Source organism: Laspinema sp. D2d, assembly GCF_025370755.1.
Lineage (GTDB): Bacteria > Cyanobacteriota > Cyanobacteriia > Cyanobacteriales > Laspinemataceae > Laspinema.
In genome coordinates this window covers 217,331-241,342 of record NZ_JAMXFC010000005.1, presented here as the reverse complement: position 1 = coordinate 241,342, position 24,012 = coordinate 217,331, and the positions used below count along the sequence as shown (strand labels likewise).

At 48.3% G+C, this 24,012-nt stretch carries 23 protein-coding genes; 13 read left to right on the top strand and 10 right to left on the bottom strand.

Annotation, left to right across the window (positions count from 1 at the left end):
• Positions 1–6 precede the first annotated feature (6 nt).
• Positions 7–2,991, top strand: coding sequence for an ATP-binding protein (locus tag NG796_RS05635; protein ID WP_261204932.1), 2,985 nt, complete (start codon positions 7–9; stop codon positions 2,989–2,991).
• 55 nt (positions 2,992–3,046) lie between these two features.
• Here the strand turns inward: NG796_RS05635 and NG796_RS05630 are convergent, their stop codons facing one another.
• From NG796_RS05630 to NG796_RS05620, 3 genes are read right to left on the bottom strand one after another with little or no spacing between them, the layout of a single operon-like run.
• Positions 3,047–3,670 carry a hypothetical protein gene (locus tag NG796_RS05630; protein ID WP_261204931.1) on the bottom strand — a complete coding sequence of 208 codons (624 nt, stop codon included), beginning with the start codon at positions 3,668–3,670 and terminating at the stop codon, positions 3,047–3,049.
• A gap of 56 nt (positions 3,671–3,726) precedes the next feature.
• A complete protein-coding gene (locus NG796_RS05625) occupies positions 3,727–4,161 on the bottom strand; it encodes a KGK domain-containing protein (protein WP_261204930.1) in 435 nt (144 codons plus the stop codon).
• Positions 4,148–4,330: a hypothetical protein gene (locus NG796_RS05620; RefSeq protein ID WP_261204929.1), complete on the bottom strand. Its 183-nt coding sequence runs from the start codon at positions 4,328–4,330 to the stop codon at positions 4,148–4,150. Before NG796_RS05620 ends, NG796_RS05625 begins: the two co-directional genes overlap by 14 nt.
• A gap of 390 nt (positions 4,331–4,720) precedes the next feature.
• On the opposite strand from NG796_RS05620, the gene NG796_RS05615 reads away from it, so the two are divergent.
• Positions 4,721–4,921, top strand: a complete 201-nt coding sequence (locus tag NG796_RS05615) for a hypothetical protein (RefSeq protein ID WP_261204928.1) — start codon at positions 4,721–4,723, stop codon at positions 4,919–4,921.
• An 828-nt stretch (positions 4,922–5,749) separates the two neighbouring features.
• Here the strand turns inward: NG796_RS05615 and NG796_RS05610 are convergent.
• Positions 5,750–5,947 (bottom strand): hypothetical protein, encoded by a 198-nt coding sequence (locus NG796_RS05610; RefSeq protein WP_261204927.1) that lies wholly within the window; start codon positions 5,945–5,947, stop codon positions 5,750–5,752.
• A 555-nt stretch (positions 5,948–6,502) separates the two neighbouring features.
• Here NG796_RS05610 and NG796_RS05605 point away from each other — a divergent pair.
• The 6 genes from NG796_RS05605 (at position 6,503) to NG796_RS05580 (ending at position 10,072) form a co-directional block, all read left to right on the top strand.
• On the top strand, positions 6,503–7,090 hold the full coding sequence (locus NG796_RS05605; protein WP_261204926.1) for a PAP/fibrillin family protein: 588 nt from the start codon (positions 6,503–6,505) through the stop codon (positions 7,088–7,090).
• Positions 7,091–7,093: 3 nt separating this feature from the next.
• Positions 7,094–7,495 (top strand): peptide-methionine (R)-S-oxide reductase MsrB, encoded by a 402-nt coding sequence (gene msrB, locus NG796_RS05600; RefSeq protein WP_261204925.1) that lies wholly within the window; start codon positions 7,094–7,096, stop codon positions 7,493–7,495.
• Positions 7,496–8,001: 506 nt separating this feature from the next.
• Positions 8,002–8,409, top strand: coding sequence for a hypothetical protein (locus NG796_RS05595; protein WP_261204924.1), 408 nt, complete (start codon positions 8,002–8,004; stop codon positions 8,407–8,409).
• Between the two features lie 83 nt (positions 8,410–8,492).
• Positions 8,493–8,819, top strand: coding sequence for a hypothetical protein (locus tag NG796_RS05590; protein WP_261204923.1), 327 nt, complete (start codon positions 8,493–8,495; stop codon positions 8,817–8,819).
• Between the two features lie 135 nt (positions 8,820–8,954).
• Positions 8,955–9,374, top strand: coding sequence for a hypothetical protein (locus NG796_RS05585; RefSeq protein WP_261204922.1), 420 nt, complete (start codon positions 8,955–8,957; stop codon positions 9,372–9,374).
• Between the two features lie 62 nt (positions 9,375–9,436).
• Positions 9,437–10,072, top strand: a complete 636-nt coding sequence (locus tag NG796_RS05580; RefSeq protein WP_261204921.1) for a hypothetical protein — start codon at positions 9,437–9,439, stop codon at positions 10,070–10,072.
• A 65-nt stretch (positions 10,073–10,137) separates the two neighbouring features.
• On the opposite strand, the gene NG796_RS05575 is transcribed toward NG796_RS05580, so the two are convergent.
• Together NG796_RS05575 and NG796_RS05570 are read right to left on the bottom strand one after the other, a co-directional pair.
• The gene (locus NG796_RS05575; RefSeq protein WP_261204920.1) at positions 10,138–11,226 is read right to left on the bottom strand and encodes an AI-2E family transporter; all 1,089 of its coding nucleotides are present in this window, start codon (positions 11,224–11,226) and stop codon (positions 10,138–10,140) included.
• A gap of 183 nt (positions 11,227–11,409) precedes the next feature.
• Positions 11,410–12,234 (bottom strand): hypothetical protein, encoded by an 825-nt coding sequence (locus NG796_RS05570; protein ID WP_261204919.1) that lies wholly within the window; start codon positions 12,232–12,234, stop codon positions 11,410–11,412.
• Positions 12,235–13,250: 1,016 nt separating this feature from the next.
• Here NG796_RS05570 and NG796_RS05565 point away from each other — a divergent pair.
• Together NG796_RS05565 and NG796_RS05560 are read left to right on the top strand one after the other, a co-directional pair.
• Positions 13,251–17,420 carry a PAS domain-containing protein gene (locus tag NG796_RS05565; RefSeq protein WP_261204918.1) on the top strand — a complete coding sequence of 1,390 codons (4,170 nt, stop codon included), beginning with the start codon at positions 13,251–13,253 and terminating at the stop codon, positions 17,418–17,420.
• A gap of 94 nt (positions 17,421–17,514) precedes the next feature.
• Complete coding sequence (locus NG796_RS05560; protein ID WP_261204917.1) at positions 17,515–17,739, top strand: hypothetical protein; 225 nt, start codon at positions 17,515–17,517, stop codon at positions 17,737–17,739.
• 226 nt (positions 17,740–17,965) lie between these two features.
• Here the strand turns inward: NG796_RS05560 and NG796_RS05555 are convergent, their stop codons facing one another.
• The gene (locus tag NG796_RS05555; protein ID WP_261204916.1) at positions 17,966–20,395 is read right to left on the bottom strand and encodes a glycoside hydrolase family 31 protein; all 2,430 of its coding nucleotides are present in this window, start codon (positions 20,393–20,395) and stop codon (positions 17,966–17,968) included.
• Positions 20,396–20,419: 24 nt separating this feature from the next.
• Here NG796_RS05555 and NG796_RS05550 point away from each other — a divergent pair, with 24 nt between their 5' ends.
• Positions 20,420–20,599, top strand: coding sequence for a hypothetical protein (locus NG796_RS05550; protein WP_261204915.1), 180 nt, complete (start codon positions 20,420–20,422; stop codon positions 20,597–20,599).
• Positions 20,600–20,795: 196 nt separating this feature from the next.
• On the opposite strand, the gene NG796_RS05545 is transcribed toward NG796_RS05550, so the two are convergent.
• Positions 20,796–21,461: a L,D-transpeptidase gene (locus NG796_RS05545; protein ID WP_261204914.1), complete on the bottom strand. Its 666-nt coding sequence runs from the start codon at positions 21,459–21,461 to the stop codon at positions 20,796–20,798.
• 120 nt (positions 21,462–21,581) lie between these two features.
• Here NG796_RS05545 and NG796_RS05540 point away from each other — a divergent pair, with 120 nt between their 5' ends.
• Positions 21,582–21,737, top strand: a complete 156-nt coding sequence (locus NG796_RS05540) for a hypothetical protein (RefSeq protein WP_261204913.1) — start codon at positions 21,582–21,584, stop codon at positions 21,735–21,737.
• Positions 21,738–22,746: 1,009 nt separating this feature from the next.
• Here NG796_RS05540 and NG796_RS05535 read toward each other — a convergent pair.
• Positions 22,747–22,911 (bottom strand): hypothetical protein, encoded by a 165-nt coding sequence (locus NG796_RS05535; protein WP_261204912.1) that lies wholly within the window; start codon positions 22,909–22,911, stop codon positions 22,747–22,749.
• 175 nt (positions 22,912–23,086) lie between these two features.
• On the opposite strand from NG796_RS05535, the gene NG796_RS05530 reads away from it, so the two are divergent.
• Positions 23,087–23,479: a metal-sensitive transcriptional regulator gene (locus NG796_RS05530; RefSeq protein WP_261204911.1), complete on the top strand. Its 393-nt coding sequence runs from the start codon at positions 23,087–23,089 to the stop codon at positions 23,477–23,479.
• A 25-nt stretch (positions 23,480–23,504) separates the two neighbouring features.
• On the opposite strand, the gene NG796_RS05525 is transcribed toward NG796_RS05530, so the two are convergent.
• Positions 23,505–23,864, bottom strand: a complete 360-nt coding sequence (locus tag NG796_RS05525; RefSeq protein ID WP_261204910.1) for a phage holin family protein — start codon at positions 23,862–23,864, stop codon at positions 23,505–23,507.
• Positions 23,865–24,012: the final 148 nt, after the last annotated feature.

Here is a 24,012-nt window from a genome sequence, read left to right as displayed (position 1 = left end):
AAAACTATGGAAGAAGAACTCCACCGTCAAGAGCAACAGTTCAAATCCCTGGCAGACCATGCCCCCGATGGAATTGCCCGTTTTGATCGCCACCTTCGCCATGTTTACATTAACCAGGCTATGGAAAAAGCCATAGGGATCCCTGCTGAAGTCATTCTCGGCAAAACCCATCAAGAATTAGGGATTCCCGAAGCGATTGCCTGCCTGTATCAACAGCAGTTAACCCAAACCTTTGCCACCGGATGCCAATGCTTGTTTGAATACCAGGTTCTCGGGTCGGATGGAATGCGGTTTTTTCAAACGAAGGTCTTTCCGGAATTAACACCCGAAGGGTCGGTAGAGTTTGTCCTCAGTATTTCGCGGGACATAACGGAGTATAAACGAGTCGAGCAAGCCTTTCAGAAAACTGAATCCCGGTTTCGTCGCGTCTTTGAGTCCAACATGATTGGTATGGGTTTTTGGGAGGGCCAAGGCCAGATTACCGAAGCCAATGATGCCCTGCTGGAGATGTTAGGCTATACCCGAGAAGAATTTAAAAGCCAAGGGCTCTCTTGGAAGGAAATCACCCCACAAGAGTATCATCAGGCAGATTTCGAGGCGAGGTCAGAAGCCTTAGCTCAAGGATTTTGCACCCCCTACGAAAAGGAATTCATTCGCCAAGATGGGAGTCGGGTCCCTACTATTAGTGGGGGAGCGCTGTTTGACGATACCACCGACGAGGGGGTATTTTTTGCGATCGACCAGAGCGATCGCAAGCGCACGGAAAACGCCCAACAGTACCTGTCCGAGGCGAGTACCATCCTTTCCAGTTCCCTGGACTATCAAACCACCTTAGCCACTGTAGCGGACCTGACGGTACCTCACCTCGCCGACTGGTGTACCGTCTTGGTGGTGGAAGAAAACGGGAGACTCCAACCGCCCATCACGGCCCATGTTAATCCCGAAAAAGTGGCATGGGCTAAAGAACTTAACCAAAAATATCCCGTTGATCCCGAAGCCCCACGGGGTTCGCCCCAAGTCCTGCGGACCGGAGTCTCGGAGTTCTATCCCCACATTCCGGAAGACTTGCTGTTAGAGGCGGCCCTGGATGAAGAACATTTGGAGATTCTTAGAGAAGTTGGGTTTAGTTCCGTGATGATCGTCCCGATGATCGCCCGGGGGAGGTCCTTGGGAACCATTTCGTTCGTGGCGGCTGAATCAGGTCGCCGGTACGATCGCTCGGATCTGAATATGGCCGAAGAACTGGCCCGTCGTGCCGCCCTCGCCGTGGATAATGCCCGACTCTACGAACAAGCGCAACAAGCAAGGCAGATGGCAGAACAAGCGGCCATGCGCACTGCACGCTTACAAGGGGTCACTGCGGCCTTGTCCGAGGCACTCACCCCCGCCCAAGTGGCGGAAGTGGTGGTTAATCAAGGGATTGCCGCCCTGGATGCGAAAGCCGGTACCCTGGTCCTGCTGACGGATAATGACAAGACTTTAAAGATTGTCGGGGCGATCGGCTATCCCCAAGATCTCCTCGACCAATGGCAGAATATCCCCATCCAGGCCCCCGTCCCTTTAGCAGAATGTGTGCGTCTCGGGCAACCGATTTTTCAAGAAAATTTAACGGATTTAAGTGAGCGATATCCTACCTTGTCCCAACTTCCCAGAAAGACAAATAATCAAGCTTTAGTATCAATTCCCTTAATTTTACAGGGAGAACCCATTGGGGCGATGGGGTTAAGTTTTGCCCAGGCGCGAGAGTTTTCTACAGAAGACCGAGCGTTTATGGTGGCCTTAGGCCAACAGTGCGCCCAAGCGATCGCCCGTGCGCAATTATATGAAGCCGAACAAAGTGCCCGAGCACAAGCGGAAACGGCTAATCGGATCCGGGATGAGTTTATCGCCGTGTTATCTCACGAGTTGCGATCGCCCCTCAATCCGATTCTAGGCTGGACCAAACTGCTGCAAATGCGGAAATTTGATGAAGCCAAAACCTTACAAGCTTTAGAAATTATCGAACGGAATGCCAAGTTGCAATCGCGACTGATCGATGATTTGTTGGATATTTCCCGGATTTTGCGCGGAAAACTGACCCTAGAAATGCTGCCCGTTCATTTAGAAAAAATTATGGAATCGGCTTTGGAAACGGTGCGGTTAGTCGCCGAGGCGAAGAAAATTCAGATCACCAAATTCCTGCCAATGGAGGCGGTTGAGGTGTTGGGAGACCCGAACCGCTTACAGCAGGTGGTGTGGAATTTGCTCTCGAATGCGGTGAAGTTTACCCCAGAAGGGGGACAGGTGACCCTTCGTCTCCAATCCATCGGCAACCTAGCCCAGATTGAAGTATCGGATACGGGTCGAGGAATTGCGCGGGAGTTTCTCCCTTATGTTTTTGAGTATTTCCGGCAAGCGGATAGTAAAACCACCCGGTCTTTTGGGGGGTTGGGTCTGGGTTTGGCGATCGTGCATAATTTGGTAGAACTGCATGGGGGTTCAGTGCAGGCCCACAGTGCTGGAGAGGGTCAAGGCGCAACGTTTACAGTGACTCTCCCCTTGAGATCCTTGGGTGTTCCGGTTCAAGAGGAGTCGGTTTTACCGGAGAGTGAGCCTAGTTTAGCGGGGATTGCCCTGGTGGTGGTGGATGATGACCCGGATACTTTAGAGTTTTTGGAATTTGTGTTACAGGATTATGGGGCCAATGTCCGGGCGGTGAATTCGGCCCAACAGGCGATCGCCGCGATTGAAACCTCTATTCCTGATTTACTCTTGAGCGATATCGGAATGCCCCAAATGGATGGGTATATGCTGATTCGGGAACTTCGACAACGGGAAGCGCCACGAGGGGGGGCAATCCCCGCGATCGCCCTGACTGCCTATGCTGGAGAGACGAACCGTCAGCAAATCCTGGAAGCTGGGTTTCAACAACATCTTTCTAAACCGATTCAACCGGCAGAGTTAGTCCAGGCGATCGCCTTCTGGGTTGAGCAATATCCGCATTCCGACTGAATGGGGTTAATTTTCCCCGTCGGGTTCTCTCAAATGAGGGGGCACTGGAGGGACCCTAAATCTCACCGAGGGGAGAAATGCTTTGAGAAATTGCCCGATCTCTCGGTTGTCCGTTGTCATCGCCCTTGCTGCGATCGCTGATAAAAGATAATTCCATATTGAGGCGCATCTCGGCGTGTCTCCATTCCTTACCTGGTTCCAGAAATTCAATGGTAGGAAACCCTAACCGAGTGGGTTTGACAAAATCGGTCGTTTCCGCACAGGCGATTTGCACTTCTTCTTTGAGTTCTTTGATAATTTCGCTGACTTGACGGGGTTCGCGACAAATCAGATTGGTATCAGCTTGAATAACCGCAGTATCCGGCAAAATCAACTTGGGGCTTTGTCTAGTCAGACAATCGATGTGATGTAGACTCTCTTCGCCACGCAGCTTGAATCCGGCGATCGCCAACAAGCGAATCGTCCCGCGATCCCATCCCCCACTCGGTTGAATCGCCGTTCCTTTCGACCCATCAATTAAACATTTGACGTCGTAAGAAACGCGGGTAACAGCCCACAGGAGGATAGACAGCAGTTCAGGGAATAGGAACGTCTGTCGATAAAATTTGTGGGTAGGCAGCTTAATTAAGGTGTCGTTGGAAAAAATGGCCGTTTGGATCGGGGTTTGAGAATGGGTCATAGCACCAAGGGTAGGCGTTGGGCAAAAGAACGCGATGCTATTGTAACGGTTTTTGGTTAGCGGGGGTAGCGCTGTCGGTGTCCGTTCTTTTCCGACTGTGGCATTCCTCTATTCCAGTCCGTCTCTTTTAAGGGGCGATCGCCACTGGTCTGCATCGGTTGCTGTTCTCCAGAGGACAACAGCCCATCCTCGGGAACATCCGGGATAAATTCCAGACTAATTTTCATTTTAATTTTGCCTTTTTCCCACCCTTTTCCCGTAATTTTTAGCAGTTCCCCCTTCACCCCTTGATTTAAAAATTCTTTGGTATCGGTCAGCCCCAATTCTAATCCCGTTTGTTTTAACGCATTAGAAAGGGTATGATTAAGTTGGTTCTGCTCAGTCATGGCATGGCCCATCATGGTCCGCAATTGACTGACTTTAAACAGCTTGCCGCGAAATGACACCACATCATCATCGGAGCATTCCGGTAAAATGTTATTTTCTTCCATAACCATAAAATATTCCAACGACGTCTTTGCCGATATCATACAAGCAAGGTACCGCTTCACCCGTATTGTTCCCCTCCATCCCTCCAGTTGTCGCCACTGCTTTTGAGGTCATATTCCAGCCTAAATCCGGTGTAGTTTGGGGTTGAAAGAGTTGTCGATTTAATGTCAAGGGTGAAATTCCAATTCCGCAAAGCGATCGCACTGGGTCACATTTCCTGCACTTTTCACAGCCTTCAGTCCGGGTCACACTGTAGATACAATAGATGCCTTGTATAATTGCTCCCGAGTATCCCCATTCAAGTTAGGGATGCCTTTGAGTCTGACTGTTTCATCCGGAGTATTCGCGGGAACAGGGCATCAAAAGTCTCCCTGGCAGCAGGCGATCGGGCGCGTTCCTGAGAGCTTGTTTCCCGGGGAATTTCACCGGCAAACCGAGGATCGGACCTCCTGGACCCTAGCATTGGCCTAGACAATCTCGTATCATTTGACACGGAAATAGGTTTTGCGCCATGCTTAATGTGAAGGCAACTCTTAAAAAAATCTGGATTAATAGCGTCCCATGCTCGATCGCCTGTGGAAAAAGTTAGAAACACCATTTCACCTACCCCTGGGTGTAACCCTTCCAGTGCGCCTAGAACACTTAAAAAATCGAACCTATGGCTACTCTCTTCCCTTACCCCTGCCGTTTCCCTATCAATCCTACTTCCGCATTGCCCAAGTTTTGACGAAAGTTTTTGATTTTTTTCGCCGGACCCTCTAACTGAATCCCTAGGAATTTTATTCCTTCCTTAGACTCATTTCGCCCTTACAGAGGGTGAACTGTCAAGACTTCAATTGACCTTTTGATAAGAGGATGGGTTCACCTGAATCGAATCTTTATTGATTTCAACTCCCCATTAAGTTCTGGGTCGGAAATAAACCCCCTATCCTCTGAACTTAATGGGGAATTTACCTTCAATTGAGGAAAATTTGTAGTTTAAACAACACCGGCGCATCCCCACTCCAAAACAGCAGTTTTCACACCGTTGAATCAGAATTATAGAGCCAAAAACATCAAAATAGCCCTTTGTAGGGTCTGAAATGGTGGAGAGATTAAACGTTCAAATCAGAGGCCCCTTTATTCACCGATGTGATAACGATCGCATCGACCCTTGAGACCGATCGCCCAAGCCTAGTGAAAAGCCATCTAGGATAAGTGATAAAGGTGAATGCTTTTGTTGCACGAAGCAAGGGTAAAACGATGGAGCAAATCAATCCCCCACTACGTCAGAATCCATTTGAGACCTATCGCGACCCCGTTACAGGTCAATGGATTGTCGTTAAACCATCTGAGACATCAAACTCAAATTCGTCTCAAAGAGCTGCCTAGCTGAAAGGGAACCCATCGGATTACCTCAATTTTGGCCTAGTCCTTGATAACTTTAAACCTCCAAAACTCGAACCTTTTTCCTAAAAATAGGAGACCTTCCCCAAGTCAGCAGTAGCGCGGTTCACTCCCTGAAAAAAGCTGGAAACCCTGACTGATTCAATCTTTTTTCCCGGTTCCTTTCAGCGAAAAAATCTGAAAAAGTAGCGCGATTTTTAAGGTTTAAGGCCGGATTGTTCCAGTTGCTGAGTTGCCATAAGCTGTATTTTTAGGGTGGCGATCGCCTGAAACAAATTTTTCGGGTACAAAGATTAATAAAATCCTAGGATTGGCGTCAGTTGGAGGGGTCATTTTCCGCCCACCCAAACGAGAGAGCGATCGCTTGTTTTCAGGCGATCGCTCTGTTTTGATTTTTGCCAAAATTAACGAGAATACCCCTAAAAGGGGGACAAGAACTATCGATCACCTTGCCAGATTTTCAACTGTCCATCCTTTGCCGGAGTCAAGTTTGAGTCGAAATCAGGGTTTCAGGGAATCATTGGCGATCGGATCAAATAGCGACACCCTCCCATCCGGACGGGAAAACAAACCCGACTACAGTTGATTTATCAAAAATCAACGCTGACAACTATGTTAAATCGAATTTTTTTAACCCTGGCAATCGTATCGTCTTTACAATTTTTTTTAACCAGTCCCTTCAACGGTTCCCATCAGTCCCGTTCTACTCTGTCTCAAAACCCGGTTAACTCGATCTTGACTTCAGAACGGTAACACCCCATCACAGTGATATTATTCCGCGTTGATCCCCTTGGACTCTGATTCAGGGGTTTTTTTTTGCTTTCTCAGAGAGCAAAGGTGCTAATACCCCAGACAAAAATTTAGCAATTCAGTGAAAATTAGGGAAAATTCGGGGCGAATTGAACTTCTGAGCAGAAGTTGGATAAATTAGGAAGGAAATTGGGGAGAAAAGAGAACATGACCAACCCAACCAGGGATGAAGCAGTCCAAGGGGCGCGATCGCAACTGTTGAAGGACTCGGAAGAAGGCACTCTGAACTCGGAAAGTCTGCAAGAGGCAGTCGCCATTTTGGAAAAAGCGCAAATTCGAGGCGATCGCCAGTTGCTAGAGGGGGAATGGCGCTTACTCTGGACCTCGGGAACCCGCAATGCGCAGAAATTGAACCACCGGGGGAAAGGCATGAACCGCAAGGCGATCGCCTCCGTCATCCAGCGCCTAGATTGCCAGCGCCTGTGGTTTGAAAATCAGATTACCCTTGCTGGGAGTTCCCTAATTGTGGGCGGTCCTTTTGAGTACAAACAGCACCGCATTCAGTTCCGATTTGAGCGCCTGGGGTTTCAAATCGGCCCGTTGGGACCCCTCAAACTGCCCCTAGGCAAGTGGGCCTCGGGATGGTTGCAAACCACCTACCTAGATGAGGACCTCCATTTAGAACGGGGCGATCGAGGTGGGATTTCCCTCTACCGCCGAGTAGGGACTTCAACCCCAACCCTCTGCAAGGATAACGATAGAATAATACTTTCACATACCCCAGCAGAGGAATGAACAATGGTTCAGAAAATTCAAAAATCGGAAAGCGAGTGGAAAGCGCAACTCACCCCGGAACAGTTTAAAGTCACCCGCAAGAAGGGAACTGAAAGAGCATTTACGGGAGCCTACCACGATAATAAAGAGAAGGGAGTTTATAAATGTGTCTGTTGCGGGACTGAGTTATTCAGTTCACAGACTAAGTTTGACTCCGGTACTGGTTGGCCCTCCTTTTGGGCACCGATTCAAGAGGGTCATATTGCCGAAGAAGAGGACCGCGCCCTGTTTATGCGTCGCACAGAAGTTCTCTGCGCCAACTGTGACGCCCATCTCGGTCACGTTTTTCCCGATGGACCGAAACCGACGGGATTGCGCTACTGCATTAATTCAGCATCCCTGAACTTTGAGAAAGGGGAAGATTAAGAGGGGGAGAAGGTCAGATGGCGATCGCAACCGCTGACCGTTGAACTCCCCGGAAGCACCTGGGCAACGCCTACTCTGCGATCAAATAACAAGCCCCGCTCTAATCGGGCGGGAAGTCATTCAAGGGATATCGTCTGCATTCACGATAACACTCAGAGGGGAAATTCCCCTCTTTTTTTTACAAAAGTTTACCTGTTTTCTCCCGGACGGTTTCACCCCGTTTCAGAGGCAAACCTAACCACAACTTTTATGGTGAGATTGCAATATAATTAGACCTCAAAGTTCAAAGCTAAGTTAAGATTTAAACTCCCTAAATTTTGCAGAATCACCCTAAAAAATCTCGGACTACTCCTCTAAAATCCCCCGGAGAGGCTCTTAAAAAAAACTGAAAAATCCCTTGACAAGAGAAAACAGAGGCTCTTTAATGGAGAAGTTCAGAGGATTAAAGAGGGTTGCGCCAACGCTTCACTCCTTAACCCTTACTCACTTCAAACGAGACAAAACCAATGATTATCTCTCTCAAGGCTTATCAAACCGTTGCTCAATCTGTCAAAATGCCGAAACTCAGTGCAGTCTTGGGTTTACTCACCCTCGCCACTTTAGGCATTGCCCCCCTTCCTGCACAAGCTGGGGGATACCGCGTCAGTGGGGATAGTGCCGTAGTCCAAACCAGTGAACAAAGTGCGGTAGTGACTGGCAATGGCAACTATGTTGACCAAAATTCCACCCAAACCAATATCGATCGCCGGGGTGGTGGATTGGGCAATCAAGGGGTTGTTCAGGACCAATTGCAGAATGCAGATGTTTACGGACATCACAATCAAGTGCGTCAAAGCAACCGTCAAACGACTGTGGAAGCAGATAGCACTCGGTTCTCACCTCGCCCTCGTCCTCCCTATCAAAAGAAACATTAAGGCGATCGCCTGTGAACGACTCCCGATCTTGACGTCGGGATACATCTCACCCGACGTCATTCCCTTTACTCACGGTGCCCATTATGTTCACACATTTGATCCGAGTCGGTCTAGCCGCTACCCTGTCCACCGTGGCGATCGCCACTCCCTTAGCCGCACAACTCTCCCCGGGTAACAATCGCCCTCCGATTCCCTCGATTGATCAACAAACGGCGATTACTGGCAACGGTAACACCGTTAATCAAAACGTCAATCTATATTATGTTGACCCCCGGGGTCGGACCTTTCCAAATTCGTCAATGCCATCCTCGAATCGCCTATACCAATCGGTTAGCCCCAGTCTCATCCGCACTCCGGCTAATCTTCCCAACCCTGCTTCACGAAATTCTCAAAATTTCCTGCGGTACTAATCGCCTAATTTTGATAATTTCGTGAAAGCGCTATCAGACTCAATCTCGGTGCATCCCCTTTATTTTCTATCCTGAAATACGGAAGAAAAGATTGTTTTTTTCTCCTTTCTTGAGTCATCTTCAGCGGTAAAGTTCATGAAAACCTCTTCATTTCTAAGCTGTTTATCGATTATCACTTTATTCAGCATTGCCCCCGTTACTACGGATTTAGCGGCTGCCCAATGTGTGCAAATTGATACCGGCGTACAAATTTCCATCAGTGGCGGAGGACCGGCCCAGCAAACCAATACGGTAGATATGGGAAACCCTGGCAGTTGTGGTCGCAATGCCACTGTGACTACGGGAACTCAAATTCATGTCGGACCGAATCGGGCAGTTCAAAACCGTTCTGTTCGTCAATCCATCCGAGAAGGAGAGCGATCGCTCAGATCAACTAGCTACCCTGTGCAGATTCAGGTCAATCCTCAAATCCATGTAGATAATCCGGTCGATCGCCTGAACTCTATTAATAATCCAGCCCTTCGCTATCGAGAACAATTGCGGTTAATTGAGTAATTGAACCGGATTGAATGAATGAGTTAGATTTGCTGCTGTTTTTTCTATTGAGGACCTAAATAATGTATAGAACTATAAAACGGGTGGGGTATTTAATCATGCCGCCCCACAGTGTGAGATGGGTTGCCCTGTTCACCTCCTTAGCGGCCTTGATGCTTGGGGCAACTCAGGCCCAATCCCAGATGTCAATTCAGGTGGATGAACAGGGGATTCGAGTGGAATCCGAGGGGGGATTGAAGATTGAATCCGTTCGCAGTCGCAGTCGCCTCGGACAACCCACTCACTTCGAGCGATCGCAACTGGGGTGGATTGTTTTCCCATTTGAGCGCCCCAATCTGGTGTCTCAGTCCGGGTATTCCCGGCAGTCACGGGGGAGTACCCTATCTCAAACCCAAGAAACTGGAATTACGGTGGATTCCGACCAATTAGCCCTGGAAGTTTGGGGCGATCGCGGCACTTACATCAACGCCGAAATTGTGATCGATGGGAAAGTGGTGGAAACCATTCGCGGCAACTATACCGCGATCGACCTCTCCTCTTATCTCAATCCAGGCACCCATGAAATTGAAATCATCGGCAATTATACGCCCGCTAATTCCAGCATTTATGTGGAGTTAACTGGCGATCGCAATCTCGTCACTCACGAAACTCGTGGGACAGGCCACCTCAATCAAACTCTGATTCTTAACCAGCCTTGATTTGTTATAGCAAACTTCTCATCGCCCCAACCCGCACCCTAAAAAGTGCGGGTTTTAATTTAGATTTAGGGTTCATAATCCGTTAAAGGTTCACCGGGTAAGGAGTCTTTTACTTGAGCACCATAGGCTCCTTTTTGGGTCCAATTATTCATCACATCTTTAACTAAGACTTCCCTCAACCAAACTTGTAACACGGCCACGATAGGAATAGCCAAAAATAAACCCAGCAGACCAAAAAATTGAGAAAAAATCAACATAGAGCTTAAGGTAACCGCTGGAGGTAAAGAAATTTCATTTTCCATGATCATGGGGGTTAAAACTAGCCCTTCTAGCTGCTCAATACAGAGGTAAAAGATAATGACGATCACTCCTTTAACTGGGGAATCTAGGAATGCGAGGGCGATGGGTGGAATGGAACCCAGAATTGGGCCAAGATTGGGAATGTAGCTGAGTAAAGCCGAAATGATGGCGTTGACTAAGACTAAAGGGACGCCTATTGCCCATAAGCCTAATCCACTGACGATCGCAATAAAAACCATGTTAAAAATTCGGCCAATGGCCCAACCCACCAAGTTTTTTTCGCATCCTTGGAGAATTTCATCCACCCGTCTCCGATAAAATGCTGGAAATATCAGCATAAAACTCTGTCGATAGAGGGTTGGATTGGCTAAAAGCATGACAATCAGCACGAGGACGAGGAGGAGGTTTAATACAAAATCTAACGAGTTGGAGAAAATACTAAAGAACCCGCCAAACCAACTTAAACTGATTTTAGAAATTCGTTCGGATAGAAATTCAACATTTTGAATATCTTCCATAAGCTGATTAGGAATAAATTTTTCCAACCATCGATACCACTCCCTTAACTGAGCTAGAGCTTTAGGGAGTAGCTCTAGCAACTCTTGAAATTGAGCAACAACCGTGGGAAAAATTAACAGAAAAAATAAACCCATGATGGCGAAAAGAAGGCCAATCGTCAGGGCAATGGCAAACCCGCGATTAAGCCGCGATCGCTGCAAGCGACGCACCATCCGATTGAGGACTGTAGCAAAGGCAACGGCGGCAAAAATCAGCAACAATACGGTTCTAATTTCCCAGATAATAATCAAGGAAACAATTAAAGCAATTGCCCCAATCAGGTTACCAAAATTCAAGTTACTACCCCCTTTGTGATCCATGTTCTTGATGTAAATGCTTTAAATACAGCGGATTGAAAGCTCTCTTTCCCTGGCGTGATCGCCGATGATCTGTACCCCATTCATATTGGATACAGAAAGGGTTAAATTAATCCTCACCCGGCTCAATCCTCTGGAAACCTGAATTCAATGCACCCCCAGTTACGGAGCGATCGCCTCAGAAGAATATATATGATCGACGATTAATACGGGTTTGTCTATATATTCGTCAGCCAACTGGTTTCTAACCTGTCCATCCCAAGTTAAAGAATGCTCTCGCTCAATTTCTGAGAGGACAAAAGGACGTAAAACTCCCGTGGCGAGAATAGTTTGACCCGGTTGCAGGGATTGCGGTGAGTTTGGGGCGATCGCCAGCAAATTGTTCCTTCCCATCCCACCGGATGCCTCCAAAGTAAACGAATTCGTAGCTACTTTAGTGGCTACTTCTCCGGGGACGGCCAACACATGATTATAGTAGCGCGTCGGATCATGGGTCACTTCAGCCGGTTCCGGCGAGAAGGTAATCGACTGAGCGATCATCGCCGGTTTGCCTTCATATTCAGCATAGAGGGTGGGATCAAGTTCAATGCCATACGCTCGTTCGATATCCATGGCGATCAACCGGACTACCGTCCCCGTAATATGCAGTGGGGTTTGAGGGTTGAGGGGGACAATCACCGGCACTCCCGAGGCATTAATCGTTAAAATCGGGTCGCTGCCGAATACCCCGTCATCCTGGATTATGAAGCTGTGGGGACTGATTTGAGCCACAGGTTTAGCCCGGAGGGTGATCAAGTTCCCAATCAGATGTTCCGTGCTTTCTATGGCTTCGGATGCAGCAACAAGGTCCGGCTTTTCTATCTCAGTCTTCATGGGTTTGTCCCTTTGACAAGCGACGAGGAACATTGCCATCAACCCCAAGGCGAGGGGGGTGCGCCGGATGGTTCCGCAATGGAGTAGGCGATCGCGACTCTGTAAATTGAACATGATCAAACGGATTTCTCCTTCTATGCGGGTCGTGAGGACTGAGGAACGTTGCCATAGGGACACCGTTCCCCCAGGGTAGTTTGAGCCACGATTTAGCTTTTTCCGCTTGCCTTTTGAGTGAAAGCAACCGGGTGAAGGCTTGCTCTGGAAGACCGTTTTTCCCCGGTTGGGGGCGTTCGGTGGTCATAGCTGCTCTAACGTCCCACCTTAAAAGAAAGAAAGAGAGTCTCACCTCTGTCTAAAGAAGGAAATGCTCCTAGAGGAGAGAAAATCTGTGCAATAATTCCCGAGGAATTGAGTGAGTTTTTACGTGAATTCTTCCCGGCGATAGATCCAAAATTTGGGGATCACCACTTATGCTAAAGGTTAAGAAACATAAATCTTGGGGCAAATATTCCCAATCGCTAGATCACCTCTAAGGGATGATGCGGTTGGGACTGATGCTTTGGAATTATGCTGTTAATTAATCCTAAACTATTTATTAAAGATAATTATGAAAAATACCCGGCCTAGTCACTCAATTTTCAATGTTTTATTTGCCATTGGTTTTGTGTTTATGCTGTTTATTATAGGGGGAATATTTCATGTAGCTTTCAGTCAAATTTGAGAACTCATTTATCCTGAACGAGCAACCCCCAACGGTTATAAAAATCAAGGGGTTTCCGTTGAGCAATTCCGCCCTCTTACCCGTCAATCGGCTGGGATCACAGGAATCTTCTGGATTCAACCGACCGTAGAATCTCATCCTCCCGTTCCCGGTCTTTCCGCTTGACATTTTCCGACGGCTCTAGTAGTATTCAAGGATAAAATTTACTGTTTTCATTCCGTTATCCAGCAGCGGATACTACCTCACCCGGACTTTAACCCGGGCGCTACAGAACTAGGTAACAGGGATGATCAAAGCGAATTCTGTTTACCCCGGAATTGAAAGGGAGAGGGGTCAGAGAGATGAAAAGCTGATTAACCGTTATTACAACAATTTGACTCATCAAACCTGTACTGTCCATTAAAAGATTATGCAAGACCAATTTCTCACGATTCTTGAGGGCATAACCGATGGTTTGGCCGCCTGCGATCGCCAAGGGTGCATCACCTATATCAATCAAAGGGGTGCTCAAATCGTGGGAAGGAGTCAAGAGCAATTGATCGGTACAATCTTGTGGGAGAGTTTTCCCAGGGCGATCGCCTCATCCTGGAAGCCCGAATTTGATCGGGCGATCGCCCAAGGCATTTCCGTGGAAATGGAACACTTTTACCCCCACCTGAATCGCGGGATCAAAGTCCAGGGCATTCCTTCCGCAACTGGCTTCGTGATTTATTATCAGAATATCCCCCATTCTTCTAATATTCAAAAAACCCAAGACGGTGAGAAAATAGGGGGAGAAAGCGGCGGATCTGGGGTAGCGATCGCCTCCGCTAACACGCACCGCTTAGAACAGGTAAATTCCACCTGGGCTAGAATCCAAGGGTACGAGGTGAAAGACCTGATAGGACGCTCAATTTTTGAGTTATTTTCCAGCGAGTGTCACAGCCAACTGATTAACACTATTCAGTTAGCCGATAGCGGAGGATTTCATACATTTGACTCTGTACAGTTAGGGAGAAAGGGTCGGAAAATTACTGGAGTCACTGAGGTAAATTCTATCAAAGATGCCGCAGGAATCTTGCTATATCGGGTATTTACATTTACAGAGACCGCCCCCGAAAAGCAACCGTCAGAACGGGTTGTCGGGAAACGGATTGAGATCACTCAGCTAGATCAGGCGATCGAAATGTTAGAAAGCATGACCGATGCCTTTATCTCCTTAGATCGGGAATGGCGAATCCTTGAAATCAAGGGAGAAACTTCGGGAATTAATCAAAAACAGCCGGAAGAATTAATCGGTAAAACCCCTTGGGAAGTATGGCCTTGGTCTGTGGGAACGGAAGTGGAACGGGAATATAGACGGGCGATGGAGGAACAAGTCCCGGTCCATTTGGAAGTGCTATATGAACCGTTAAAAATGCAGTTAGAGATTCAGGCTTGTCCTTCTAATCTAGGATTATTTATTTATTTGCGGGATATCAGCGATCGCAAGCAGTCTGAAGAAGCCTTGAAGCACAGCGAACGCCTCTACCAGGTGATCGGGGAAACGCTACAATATGGAATGTGGATTTGCGATCGCGAAGGTCGGGCAGTTTATGTGAGTGAATCCTTCCAGAACCTAGTCGGACTGACCCTCGCTGAATGTGCGGGGATGGGATGGACCCAAGCGATGCATCCGGAAGAACGTGAGGAGACCCTGGCTTTATGGGCAGAGTGCTTACGAACCGATGGAATTTGGGATCGAGAGCATCACTTTCGCGGTGTCGATGGGAAGTGGCATCCCATGTTATCCCGAGGCGTTCCGGTCAAAAATGAGCAAGGAGAGACGATCTGCTGGGCGGGAATCAACCTGGATATCAGCCGTCAAAAGCAGGTAGAACGCCAACTACGCGATCGCCAAGAGCGTTTGCAGGCGGCATTATTGGCCTCCGAAACCGGAACCTATCGCTGGAATATCCAAACGGATTCCGTCGAGTGGGATGAGACCATGAATCGGCTGTTTTGCTTATCAGAAGACCATTGCCTCACAACATTGCAGGAGTTTTTCTCCCTGATCCATCCCGACGACCAAGAAGCCGTGAAAAGTGAGGTAGAAAAGTGTGGCAAGGTGAGTAAGGATTTCGAGATGGAGTTCCGAATTCTCTGTCCCGATGGCAGCATCCGATGGATTTTTGATAAAGGAAAGACCTTTACCGATGAGGCAGGAACTCCCTTGTATATAACGGGCGCTTGTGTAGATATCACCAATCAGAAGCGGATGGAGGAAGCGGTCCAGATTGGACGGCAACGCCTGGATTTAGTCTTGGACTCGTCGGAGTTGGGCTTATGGTATTGTGATCTCCCTTTTGATAAACTAGAGTGGAATGCCAAGTGTAAAGAACATTTTGGACTCTCTCCAGAGATCCAAGTCACCATCGACGTCTTTTATAACAGCCTACATCCGGAAGACCGCGATCGCACTCAGGAAGCCATTACTCGGGCGATCGCCGAGGGTACGTCCTATCAAATTGACTATCGTACCGTTGATCCTACCGGCAAAATCCGCTGGATTCGTGCGATCGGACGAGCCTTTTACAGCGAAACAGGAGAACCCATCCGGTTTGATGGAATTACCGTTGATATTAGCGATCGCAAACGGGCTGAGGAAACCTTAGAAAGTAACCAAAAATGGTTAACCTTAGCCCAAAACATCGGCAAAATTGGGATATGTGATTGGAATTTAGAAACCGGAAAAATTCTCTTCACTGAAGAAATGCAGGCGATTTATGGACTGCTACCGGGTAGCTTTGATGGGACCTTACAAACCGTAATTGCACGGATTCATCCCAGTGACCGGGCCCGGATAGAACATCAAATTCGATGTTGTAGTCAGGATGGAGTCGATTTTGATAGCGAATTTCGCATTCAATGCCCCCAAGGTCAAACTCGTTGGATTGTCGCCAAAGCTAGAGCATTTCAGGATGAAACTGGCAAGCCTGTAAGGGTGATTGGCGTTAACATGGATGTGACCGATCGCAAGTTAGCAGAAGAAGCCTTGCGCGAGAGTGAAAAGCGCTTTCGCGTTGCCCAAGAGATCTCCCTGGACGCCTTCACCATTTTTCACGCCATCCGCAATTCTACAGGAGAAATTATTGATTTTTATTGGGATTATGCTAACCCCAAAGCTGCGGAAATATTAGGCTGTTCCCTTGATGAATTAATCGGTCACCGTTTAAGCGAGCGCCTGCCCGGAAACCCAACCAATAGTTACCTATTTAAACGCTACGTCCAGGTAATAGAAACCGGGATACCCCATGATATTGAAGTAGAATATCACGCCGAAGGGATTCACGGCTGGTTCCGGAATATGGCGGTTAAATTAGAGGATGGGATAGCGATTTCGTTTAGTAACATCACCGATCGCAAACTACAGGAACAAGAACGATTGCACCTGCTGGAACTGGAACGAGAAGCGCGATCACAAGCGGAAGTTGCTAACCGGATTAAAGATGAATTTCTCGCTATTTTATCCCACGAGTTGCGATCGCCTCTTAACCCCATTTTGGGCTGGACCCAACTCCTCAAAAAAGGTACACTTTCCCCGGAAAAAACCCAACAAGCCTTACACAGCATCGAACGAAATGCCAAATTACAAACCGAACTAATCGAAGACTTACTCGATGTTTCTCGGATTCTGCGCGGTAAGCTGATTCTCACTGAAACTCCTGTGAAACTGGCTGATGTTATTGACGCCGCGATCGAAACCGTTCGCCTAGCGGCCCAGGCCAAGTTTATACAAATTCACACCGAATTTTATGCGCAAATTGGACAAGTCTTAGGAGACGCCAACCGCTTACAGCAAGCGGTTTGGAATCTTTTGTCCAATGCCGTCAAGTTTACCCCCCTGGGAGGACAGGTCACCGTCTCACTCACTCAAGCGGAAGACTGCGCTCAAATTCAGGTACAAGATACCGGATCAGGAATTGACCCAGACTTTTTGCCTCATGTTTTTGAAAGCTTCCGACAAGCGGATAGTACCACCACTCGCACTTTTGGCGGACTTGGGTTAGGACTAGCGATCGCCCGTCACTTAGTAGAATTACATGGCGGCAGAATTTGGGCGGACAGTCCCGGAGTTGGACAGGGAGCCACTTTTACCGTGAGTCTCCCTTTGTTACCGGGGTCTGGAGAACCCTCTCCCCTGGAGTCCATCGCCCCAGAGTTGCCGAACTTACAGGGCATAAAAATACTGGTGGTCGATGATATACTAGATACCCGGGAGTTTTTAGTTTTTCTGCTAGAAATGGAAGGTGCAAGGGTACAGGCAGTCGAGTCAGCAGAGAAAGCGATTTCGATGATTAACGACTGGCAACCGGATATTTTGGTCAGTGACATTGGAATGCCCGAACTCGACGGCTACGCCCTAATTCACACCCTGCGATCGCGCCCACCGGAGGAAGGGGGAACCCTACCCGCCATCGCCGTCACCGCCTACGCCGGAGAGAGCGATCGCCAAGCCATTCTCGCTGCTGGATTTGATACTCACATTCCCAAACCCGTCGAACCCTTGGAATTAGCCCAGGCGATCGCTCAGTTGCTGCCGCGATCTGTCCAACTCTAGCAATTCCCCAACTCATGGAGTATAAAGCTTTCGAGGAGTGCGAGACAGTGCAATGCAATACATTTTAAAATAGAGTACCCTAAAAGTGCTCCTTTTGAACTTAATCTCATCCCTGAAAATTGTTTCCTTATCCGTGCATTTTGATGGACAGTCTATTCAACTCGATGAACCCTACCCAATTGAACCCAATACAAAACTGATTGTTACCCTCGTTTCCAAACAAATATCAGAACAAGAAACCTGGTTTTCTCTATCCAGTCATCACCTGAATAATGCCTACAGTGACGAAGATAAATACCCGGGGGATGCTTTAAAATAGCCAATCCTGACTATGCAGAAATCTGAGATTGTTTTCACTCCCATTCCTCAATTGGACAGAATTATCAAGAATAATCGTCCAGTTATTCTTTTGAATTTCCGAATTTTTGGAGAGCAAACCCTCCAAAAATGGAGAGACAATTCGCGAATAGCCTCTCCATTTTTTAGGGGTTAATGTTATAGATTGCGGAAGTTTTGGCCTATCGCAACTTTCCTCTTTTCAGCATTCAGCATAACCCTTTCACATACAATCGGCTAAATTGTTCGCCCTGAATCATCCTCCCCTGAATCTCGACCTCGCGATCGTCCATCCAGGCTTGCTGGGGCTGGAATCCGTGAACCTGAACTTGCACCTGAGTATAGGGGAACGGATAGGTTCCGTCTTCCTCCCATCTCACTTCTAATCCTTGGTCATCTCGGACCATATAAAAGCGATCGCTTCGCCCTGGGTCATAGCCGTCTCCTGCATCACTGTACATCCAGCCTTCTCCAGACCCTTGCACGGGGGGATAGAGGTGGAGGATTAGACTATTTCCTTCCTCCATCGGTAGAATGCTCCCCGCCTTGACAAACACTGGAATCTGTTCTAGGGGAGTTTCCACGGTTATCGATTGTCCGCCTGAGAACTGCCGTTCCTGCCAGAAATCATACCAAGTTCCCTGGGGTAATCGCACTGAGCGCGATCGCATCCCTTTTTCCGCAACGGCCCAAATCAGCAGCGCATCCCCGAGTAAAAAGCCATCCTCAATGTCCCACAGGTGCGAGTCTTGGGGGTCGGCCCAAAACAGCGGACGCACTAGGGGATATCCCTTCTGACTGGTTTCCTGGGCTAAGGTATAAAGATAGGGCATCAACCGATATCGCAACTCTAAAAACGCTTTGACTATACTAAACGTCGGTTCGCCATAGACCCAGGGCGGACGTGCTTCCACATTATTGGAGGAATGGGTGCGATAAAAGGGTAAAAAGGTTGCCATTTGGAACCAGCGCAAGTATAATTCTGGGGAGGGATTTCCCTGAAATCCGCCAATATCCGGCCCGCTGTAGGGAATTCCGGACAAGCCTAACCCGACTACAGTAGCGATGGTTTGATGGAGTGCACCCCAACTCGATTCGATATCCCCAGTCCAAGTCCAGGCATACCGTTGTAATCCCGCCCAACCGGACCGGGACACGATAAAGGGACGGAGATCGGGGTGATGATTGCACAAACTCTCATATCCTGCTTGAGCTTGTAGCAATCCATACAAATTGTGAGCTTCTCGATGGTCTCCGCCTCGACCTTCCATAAAATGCTTGGTCGATCGCGGGGGTAAAGTGCCATCACCCCAGGCGACAAAACAGGCCGGTTCATTCATATCATGCCAAAATCCGGTGACTCCCGCATCTAGTAAATAGCGATACTGGCGACTCCACCAGTGGCGCACCTTAGAGCTTGTAAAATCCGGAAAGACTGACCAACCGGGCCAAACTGGAGCCGAGACTAACGTGCCATCGGACCGGGTACAAAAGAGTCCAAGGGTCTCTCCTTCCAGAAACAGGTTACTCGCCCGACTATACTTAATTCCGGGGTTAAGAATGGCAATAAATCGCACCCCTTTTTCTAGCAAGTCTTCGGTAAATTTAGGAAGATTGGGAAAGCGCCGGGGGTCAATGGTGAAGGCGCGAAACCCTACCTGACAATCAATATCGAGATGGATGGCGCTCAAGGGCAGATCCCGCGCTTGAAATTCATCGACGACATCTTGTATAACTTTTTCCGTGCGATATCCCCACCGGGATTGATGATACCCCAGCGCCCACCGAGGGGGTAAGGGGGAGACTCCGGTTAGTTCTGTATAACGCTCTAGTAACTGCGCCGGTGGACCGGAGGTCAGGTAGTAACGCAGAGGACCGCCCTCAAAATCAGCGGTGGCTACCTCGGCAAAGGTAAAATGACCCTCATAAGAGTTTTCGTAGAAAATTAGGTAACTGCCGTTGTTGTGCAAGCCCATATAAATGGGAATAGAAATATACATGGGGTCAGAACCCGGGGTATATTTTCCGGCAGCATCAAAGTTCCAAATTCTAAAGGTTTTGGGGTTGCCCTCTTGATCTTCAGCTTGGCGCAAATTCAGGGAAGAGGCACGTTCTCCCAATCCATAAATCCGTTCTTCCTGTTCCAGGGGGGCGCGATGAATCCACCCTTCCGGTTTGCGTTGTGGGGGTCGTTCTTGGCGAAAGAGGGTGCCTGTGCGATCGCGCCATTGTAGCGAGCCATCCCAGGCGACTGCCATCTGTAACTCGCCACTGTCTAGGGTCCATCCGTCCCGGGTTTCTGCCAAAGTGGTGTTTACCTCGGGCCAATCCTGACGGGCGATCGCATAAGGAATGGGTTCAAGTCCTGGTTTCCAATCGACTCGCACTAAATCCCGGGTTAAAAAGGAAATATGTAGTTCAACTTGTTCAAAATAGAAAGTTGCGCCTCTCGGAGTTGCTTCGGCATTCAATAATTTTCCCGGACTATCAAAGGGTTCTGCCGTACCCAGCTTGGGTTCTGCTCGTTCTACGCGATCGCGTTCCCAAGAGTAAAGGATCGCGGGAATGGTATATTGAAAGTAGAACAGACCGATGATATAATATCGGAATTTGAGATAAAGTTGTTTGAACAGTGTCATAAATTTGCCAGTAGTGACCAGGGCTTGCTTCGATGGGGAGCAACAAGCGATCGCTCCTTTGATGGTTCTATCTTGGCAACTGAAATGGCGATCGCGATCAACCCTCAGAAGGATTTTGCAGCGAAGCGGCAAGGCGATCGGGTGAACAGTCCGGCCCTATTTTCTCCCCAAGCGTCTTGCCAAAATAGCCGCTGTCTCCGGTGAAGCAGGGGAGGCAACGGCTATTTTTTCTGATTCGGCGAGATTTTGATACCAAATCCGGTTAGAAAAAGTCGATTTTCTCTTGAGCCCGCGCCCGCTGGCTTTGTCCGCAAATTCCCCACCCGTGACAGGTGTGGGGTTTTATAGACCTTTGAAAACCGGATTTCGTATGACAAGACGTTTTGACAGTTCAGGAATATCAAGGAATCACGGTGACTGTTGTGCCAATTTGCACTTGATCATACAAGGCGATCGCATCGGCATCTAACATTCGGGCACATCCCCAGGATGCCGCCCGTCCAATGGACTCCGGAGAGTGTGTCCCATGAAACCCGATCGCATTATTGCCGTCGGACCAAAATGCAATCCATCTGGGTCCTAATGGATTTTGAGGCACACCAGCGGGAATAACTTCCCCGGTAAATGGACTTTCCCACACCGGATCTTTGACCATTTGAAAGACTTGAAATGTCCCCAGAGGCGTTTCAGAACCGGGTTTACCCACAGCAACAGGATAAGAGGACTGCAAGACCCGATTATGATAAACATACACCCGGCGATCGCTCAAAGATAAGATTAAATGAGTCTGAGTCGCTGTCGGAGTCCGATAGGCAGTCTCATGGGGATCTATCCTCTGGGGTTCAGGAACTCTAGGGGAACTCACGAAATCATTAAGCGTAGCGTGAGCGGGGGCATTACCTAAAGTCAGTATTAAAGTAACTAAGACAGAAACATGACGGAGGAACATAGCAATCCCTAACTTCGAGTAGTAATTGCAGTTTACTGAAGCTGTTGTTCCGCCTAGGGATAGCACTGTTCCACTATTGCGAGTGGATGTTATGAGTTTGGCGATCGCCCAATCCATACCCCAACTGGGAGGAGACAGTAACCCAACTGGTTCAAGTTCTCCCGGGACAGCTCAAAAACTGTCTGAATCTCTCTGCTAAAACTCACAAATAGTCCGGATACTCAGACTAGAACCCCGATGGACAAAACCCCGATTATGAATGCCCAATCCCCATCTCTCAATCCTCCGCAAACTCCGCCTCCCCAGACCGAATTAGAAAAAGCAGCCCAGGACTTCGGTCGGGCTTTAGTCGTGTACTTAGCCTGGAAATCTGCCGGTTTACTTGATCGGTAACTCACCTACTCTAGTCCCTCATAGTAGCAGCCTGCGATACATCAAAACCAGACTCATATCAAGTCCGTTGGATTAACGTAAAAAAATAGTTCTTCCTCTTCTCCCCCTTCCCTTGTAGGGAAGGGGGTTAGGGGGTTAGGTTAGTAGGGGCGATCGAACCAACATGATATAACCCATCACTTGTTGTAGAGGGTAGGAGTAATTCCTGAATTATTCATACAGATTTGCGCGATCGCCAGTCTCAATCATTCTGACCCTAAAATTAATCCTTTAGAGCATCTTGCCAGTTGGCTGTAATCGAGAGCAAGAGACTACCCCTCCCAAAATACACAGGAATACCTGGGGGAAACGCTCTCGACTTCTTACGGGTTGGGGGGATCTCTGATCCCCTGAAAGCCAGAAATCTACTGTACCGCCTTGCGAGAAACTATGCCCCAGGGGATCCCCAAAGGCGCTAACGCACCGGAGATTAAAGGTGCACTGTAGAAACCCAAACAAAAGCCCCCATCGATGGGGGCTTTTTCAACTTTGAAAGGATTAAATATCAGTAAATTCAAAGAATTAACGCCCTGGGACTGCCAGGGGAACAGAGTTTAAAGTTTAAAGCGTCCAACTTGCTTCGTGGAGGCGATGCTTCCGAAAACTGGCCCGGATGTGGCTGGAGTAGCTCAGTGCACGCAGGAACTGTTCGGCCAATTCTTTGATGGAGTTCGACAGGGGTCGAGATGTCGTTGTCGTTTGAGTGTCATTTTTCATGACTTGATCCTCTTTTTCTGGATAGGGGTTGGCAGAGTTGTCGAGTTCTAACCATCCTAGTTCTAGCTTACATCACCCTAGACCATTTATGAACAAAGAATTGATAACTACCTGAAAATGGGAAACAGGATAGGATTTCAGCTCAACAATTAAATTGTCCCATTTTTTTACAAAATAGCCGGTGATGATTTAGGGTAGAACTGGGTGATACTTTCGCTGATCCTTGGCGATCGCGGTCACAGGTTCAAGGGGTTTAGGCAACGCGCATCAAGAGCACGAGGTCACTTTCTACCGTAGGCTGAGGCGGGGGAGAGGGTTCCGAAGGAATGGAATTCGAGTCAGTAGATTTTTGAAAGAAGTAGGTAATAATTTCCATGATAGATGCCTTTTTTAGTTCGATGAATTCACTATGACCCATCCGAGAAACTACTGACGAGAGCTTGTGGCACTCTTTAAAGTGGTTGTTTCATTTTTCCGGTGTAACGGTTTCAAGTCTCCCCACCCCTTTGAAACAGTGGACAGCTAGAAAAGTGGCGATCGCACCCGAACTAGGATAAAATACTGAGTGTTACTGCCGCCTTGGACAATCCCTCATGGTTCTATCTGACCTCTCCACTGCTCATCCCGGGCCGGACCCAGATCACGATCACGATTCCGGCGGGTTCCACACCCACCCCAGTCACGATCATGACTCAGACAAGCACTCCCATGTTCATGTTCACAGCGAAGAATCCCTCCGTCGCCTCGTCAATCGCCTGTCTCGCATTGAAGGCCATATCCGAGGCATTAAAACAATGGTTCAGGAAAGCCGTCCCTGTCCGGAAGTTTTATTACAAGTGGCTGCGGTTCGCGGTGCCCTTGATCGCGTTGCCCGAATCGTTTTAGATGAACACCTTACCGAATGCCTCGCCCGCGCCGCCAAAGAGGGCCATATCGAAGACGAAATCGAAGAACTCAAGGCCGCCCTTGATCGCTTTCTGCCCTAGCCACCACCGAGCGTTAGTGTAGCTTTTAGAGTAAAATGGTTTCAATCGAGCTACTCACTAACGCTAAAGCCAGCGCCCCGAAAATAGCCGTGGTGAGACCTTTCTCCAACCGAAAACCGGGAACCACACGGGCAGCGATCGCAAAGATCGCCACGTTCATCACAAAGGCGAATACCCCGGATAACAAGCCCAAAGTCAGCACATTGGGGATGAAAAATACGGCTTTGAGCAGGGGTAAAATTAGCACATTTAATCCCCCCAAGGCTGCCGCCGCCATCAGCGCTTTTGGTGGACTATCAATCTGAATCCCCAAGGGCAATTGAGAAATCAACAGCAAGCTACTAAATGTAACTAACCAGGCAATCAAAATATCTACGAGTTGCATTGTTATATTTTCCTTTAAAGTAAGAGGGTTAAATGTTCACTCTTTCACTTTATCTCTTACTCCTGTGCTTTCCCCTCTGCTTTAAGATATAAATCTACCTCTGCCAAAAGATGATGCTTCCTCCCCGACTAGGATGGGGACAATCCCT

Coding starts and splice junctions, on each gene's coding strand:
- NG796_RS05540 (WP_261204913.1), top strand. CDS start 21,582: ATGGACAAAACCCCGATTATGAATGCCCAATCCCCATCTCTCAATCCT.
- NG796_RS05580 (WP_261204921.1), top strand. CDS start 9,437: ATGTATAGAACTATAAAACGGGTGGGGTATTTAATCATGCCGCCCCAC.
- NG796_RS05630 (WP_261204931.1), bottom strand. CDS start 3,670: ATGACCCATTCTCAAACCCCGATCCAAACGGCCATTTTTTCCAACGAC.
- NG796_RS05615 (WP_261204928.1), top strand. CDS start 4,721: ATGCTCGATCGCCTGTGGAAAAAGTTAGAAACACCATTTCACCTACCC.
- NG796_RS05635 (WP_261204932.1), top strand. CDS start 7: ATGGAAGAAGAACTCCACCGTCAAGAGCAACAGTTCAAATCCCTGGCA.
- msrB (WP_261204925.1), top strand. CDS start 7,094: ATGGTTCAGAAAATTCAAAAATCGGAAAGCGAGTGGAAAGCGCAACTC.
- NG796_RS05625 (WP_261204930.1), bottom strand. CDS start 4,161: ATGGAAGAAAATAACATTTTACCGGAATGCTCCGATGATGATGTGGTG.
- NG796_RS05525 (WP_261204910.1), bottom strand. CDS start 23,864: ATGCAACTCGTAGATATTTTGATTGCCTGGTTAGTTACATTTAGTAGC.
- NG796_RS05545 (WP_261204914.1), bottom strand. CDS start 21,461: ATGGATTGGGCGATCGCCAAACTCATAACATCCACTCGCAATAGTGGA.
- NG796_RS05605 (WP_261204926.1), top strand. CDS start 6,503: ATGACCAACCCAACCAGGGATGAAGCAGTCCAAGGGGCGCGATCGCAA.
- NG796_RS05595 (WP_261204924.1), top strand. CDS start 8,002: ATGATTATCTCTCTCAAGGCTTATCAAACCGTTGCTCAATCTGTCAAA.
- NG796_RS05570 (WP_261204919.1), bottom strand. CDS start 12,234: ATGTTCAATTTACAGAGTCGCGATCGCCTACTCCATTGCGGAACCATC.
- NG796_RS05590 (WP_261204923.1), top strand. CDS start 8,493: ATGTTCACACATTTGATCCGAGTCGGTCTAGCCGCTACCCTGTCCACC.
- NG796_RS05585 (WP_261204922.1), top strand. CDS start 8,955: ATGAAAACCTCTTCATTTCTAAGCTGTTTATCGATTATCACTTTATTC.
- NG796_RS05530 (WP_261204911.1), top strand. CDS start 23,087: ATGGTTCTATCTGACCTCTCCACTGCTCATCCCGGGCCGGACCCAGAT.
- NG796_RS05535 (WP_261204912.1), bottom strand. CDS start 22,911: ATGGGTCATAGTGAATTCATCGAACTAAAAAAGGCATCTATCATGGAA.
- NG796_RS05565 (WP_261204918.1), top strand. CDS start 13,251: ATGCAAGACCAATTTCTCACGATTCTTGAGGGCATAACCGATGGTTTG.
- NG796_RS05555 (WP_261204916.1), bottom strand. CDS start 20,395: ATGACACTGTTCAAACAACTTTATCTCAAATTCCGATATTATATCATC.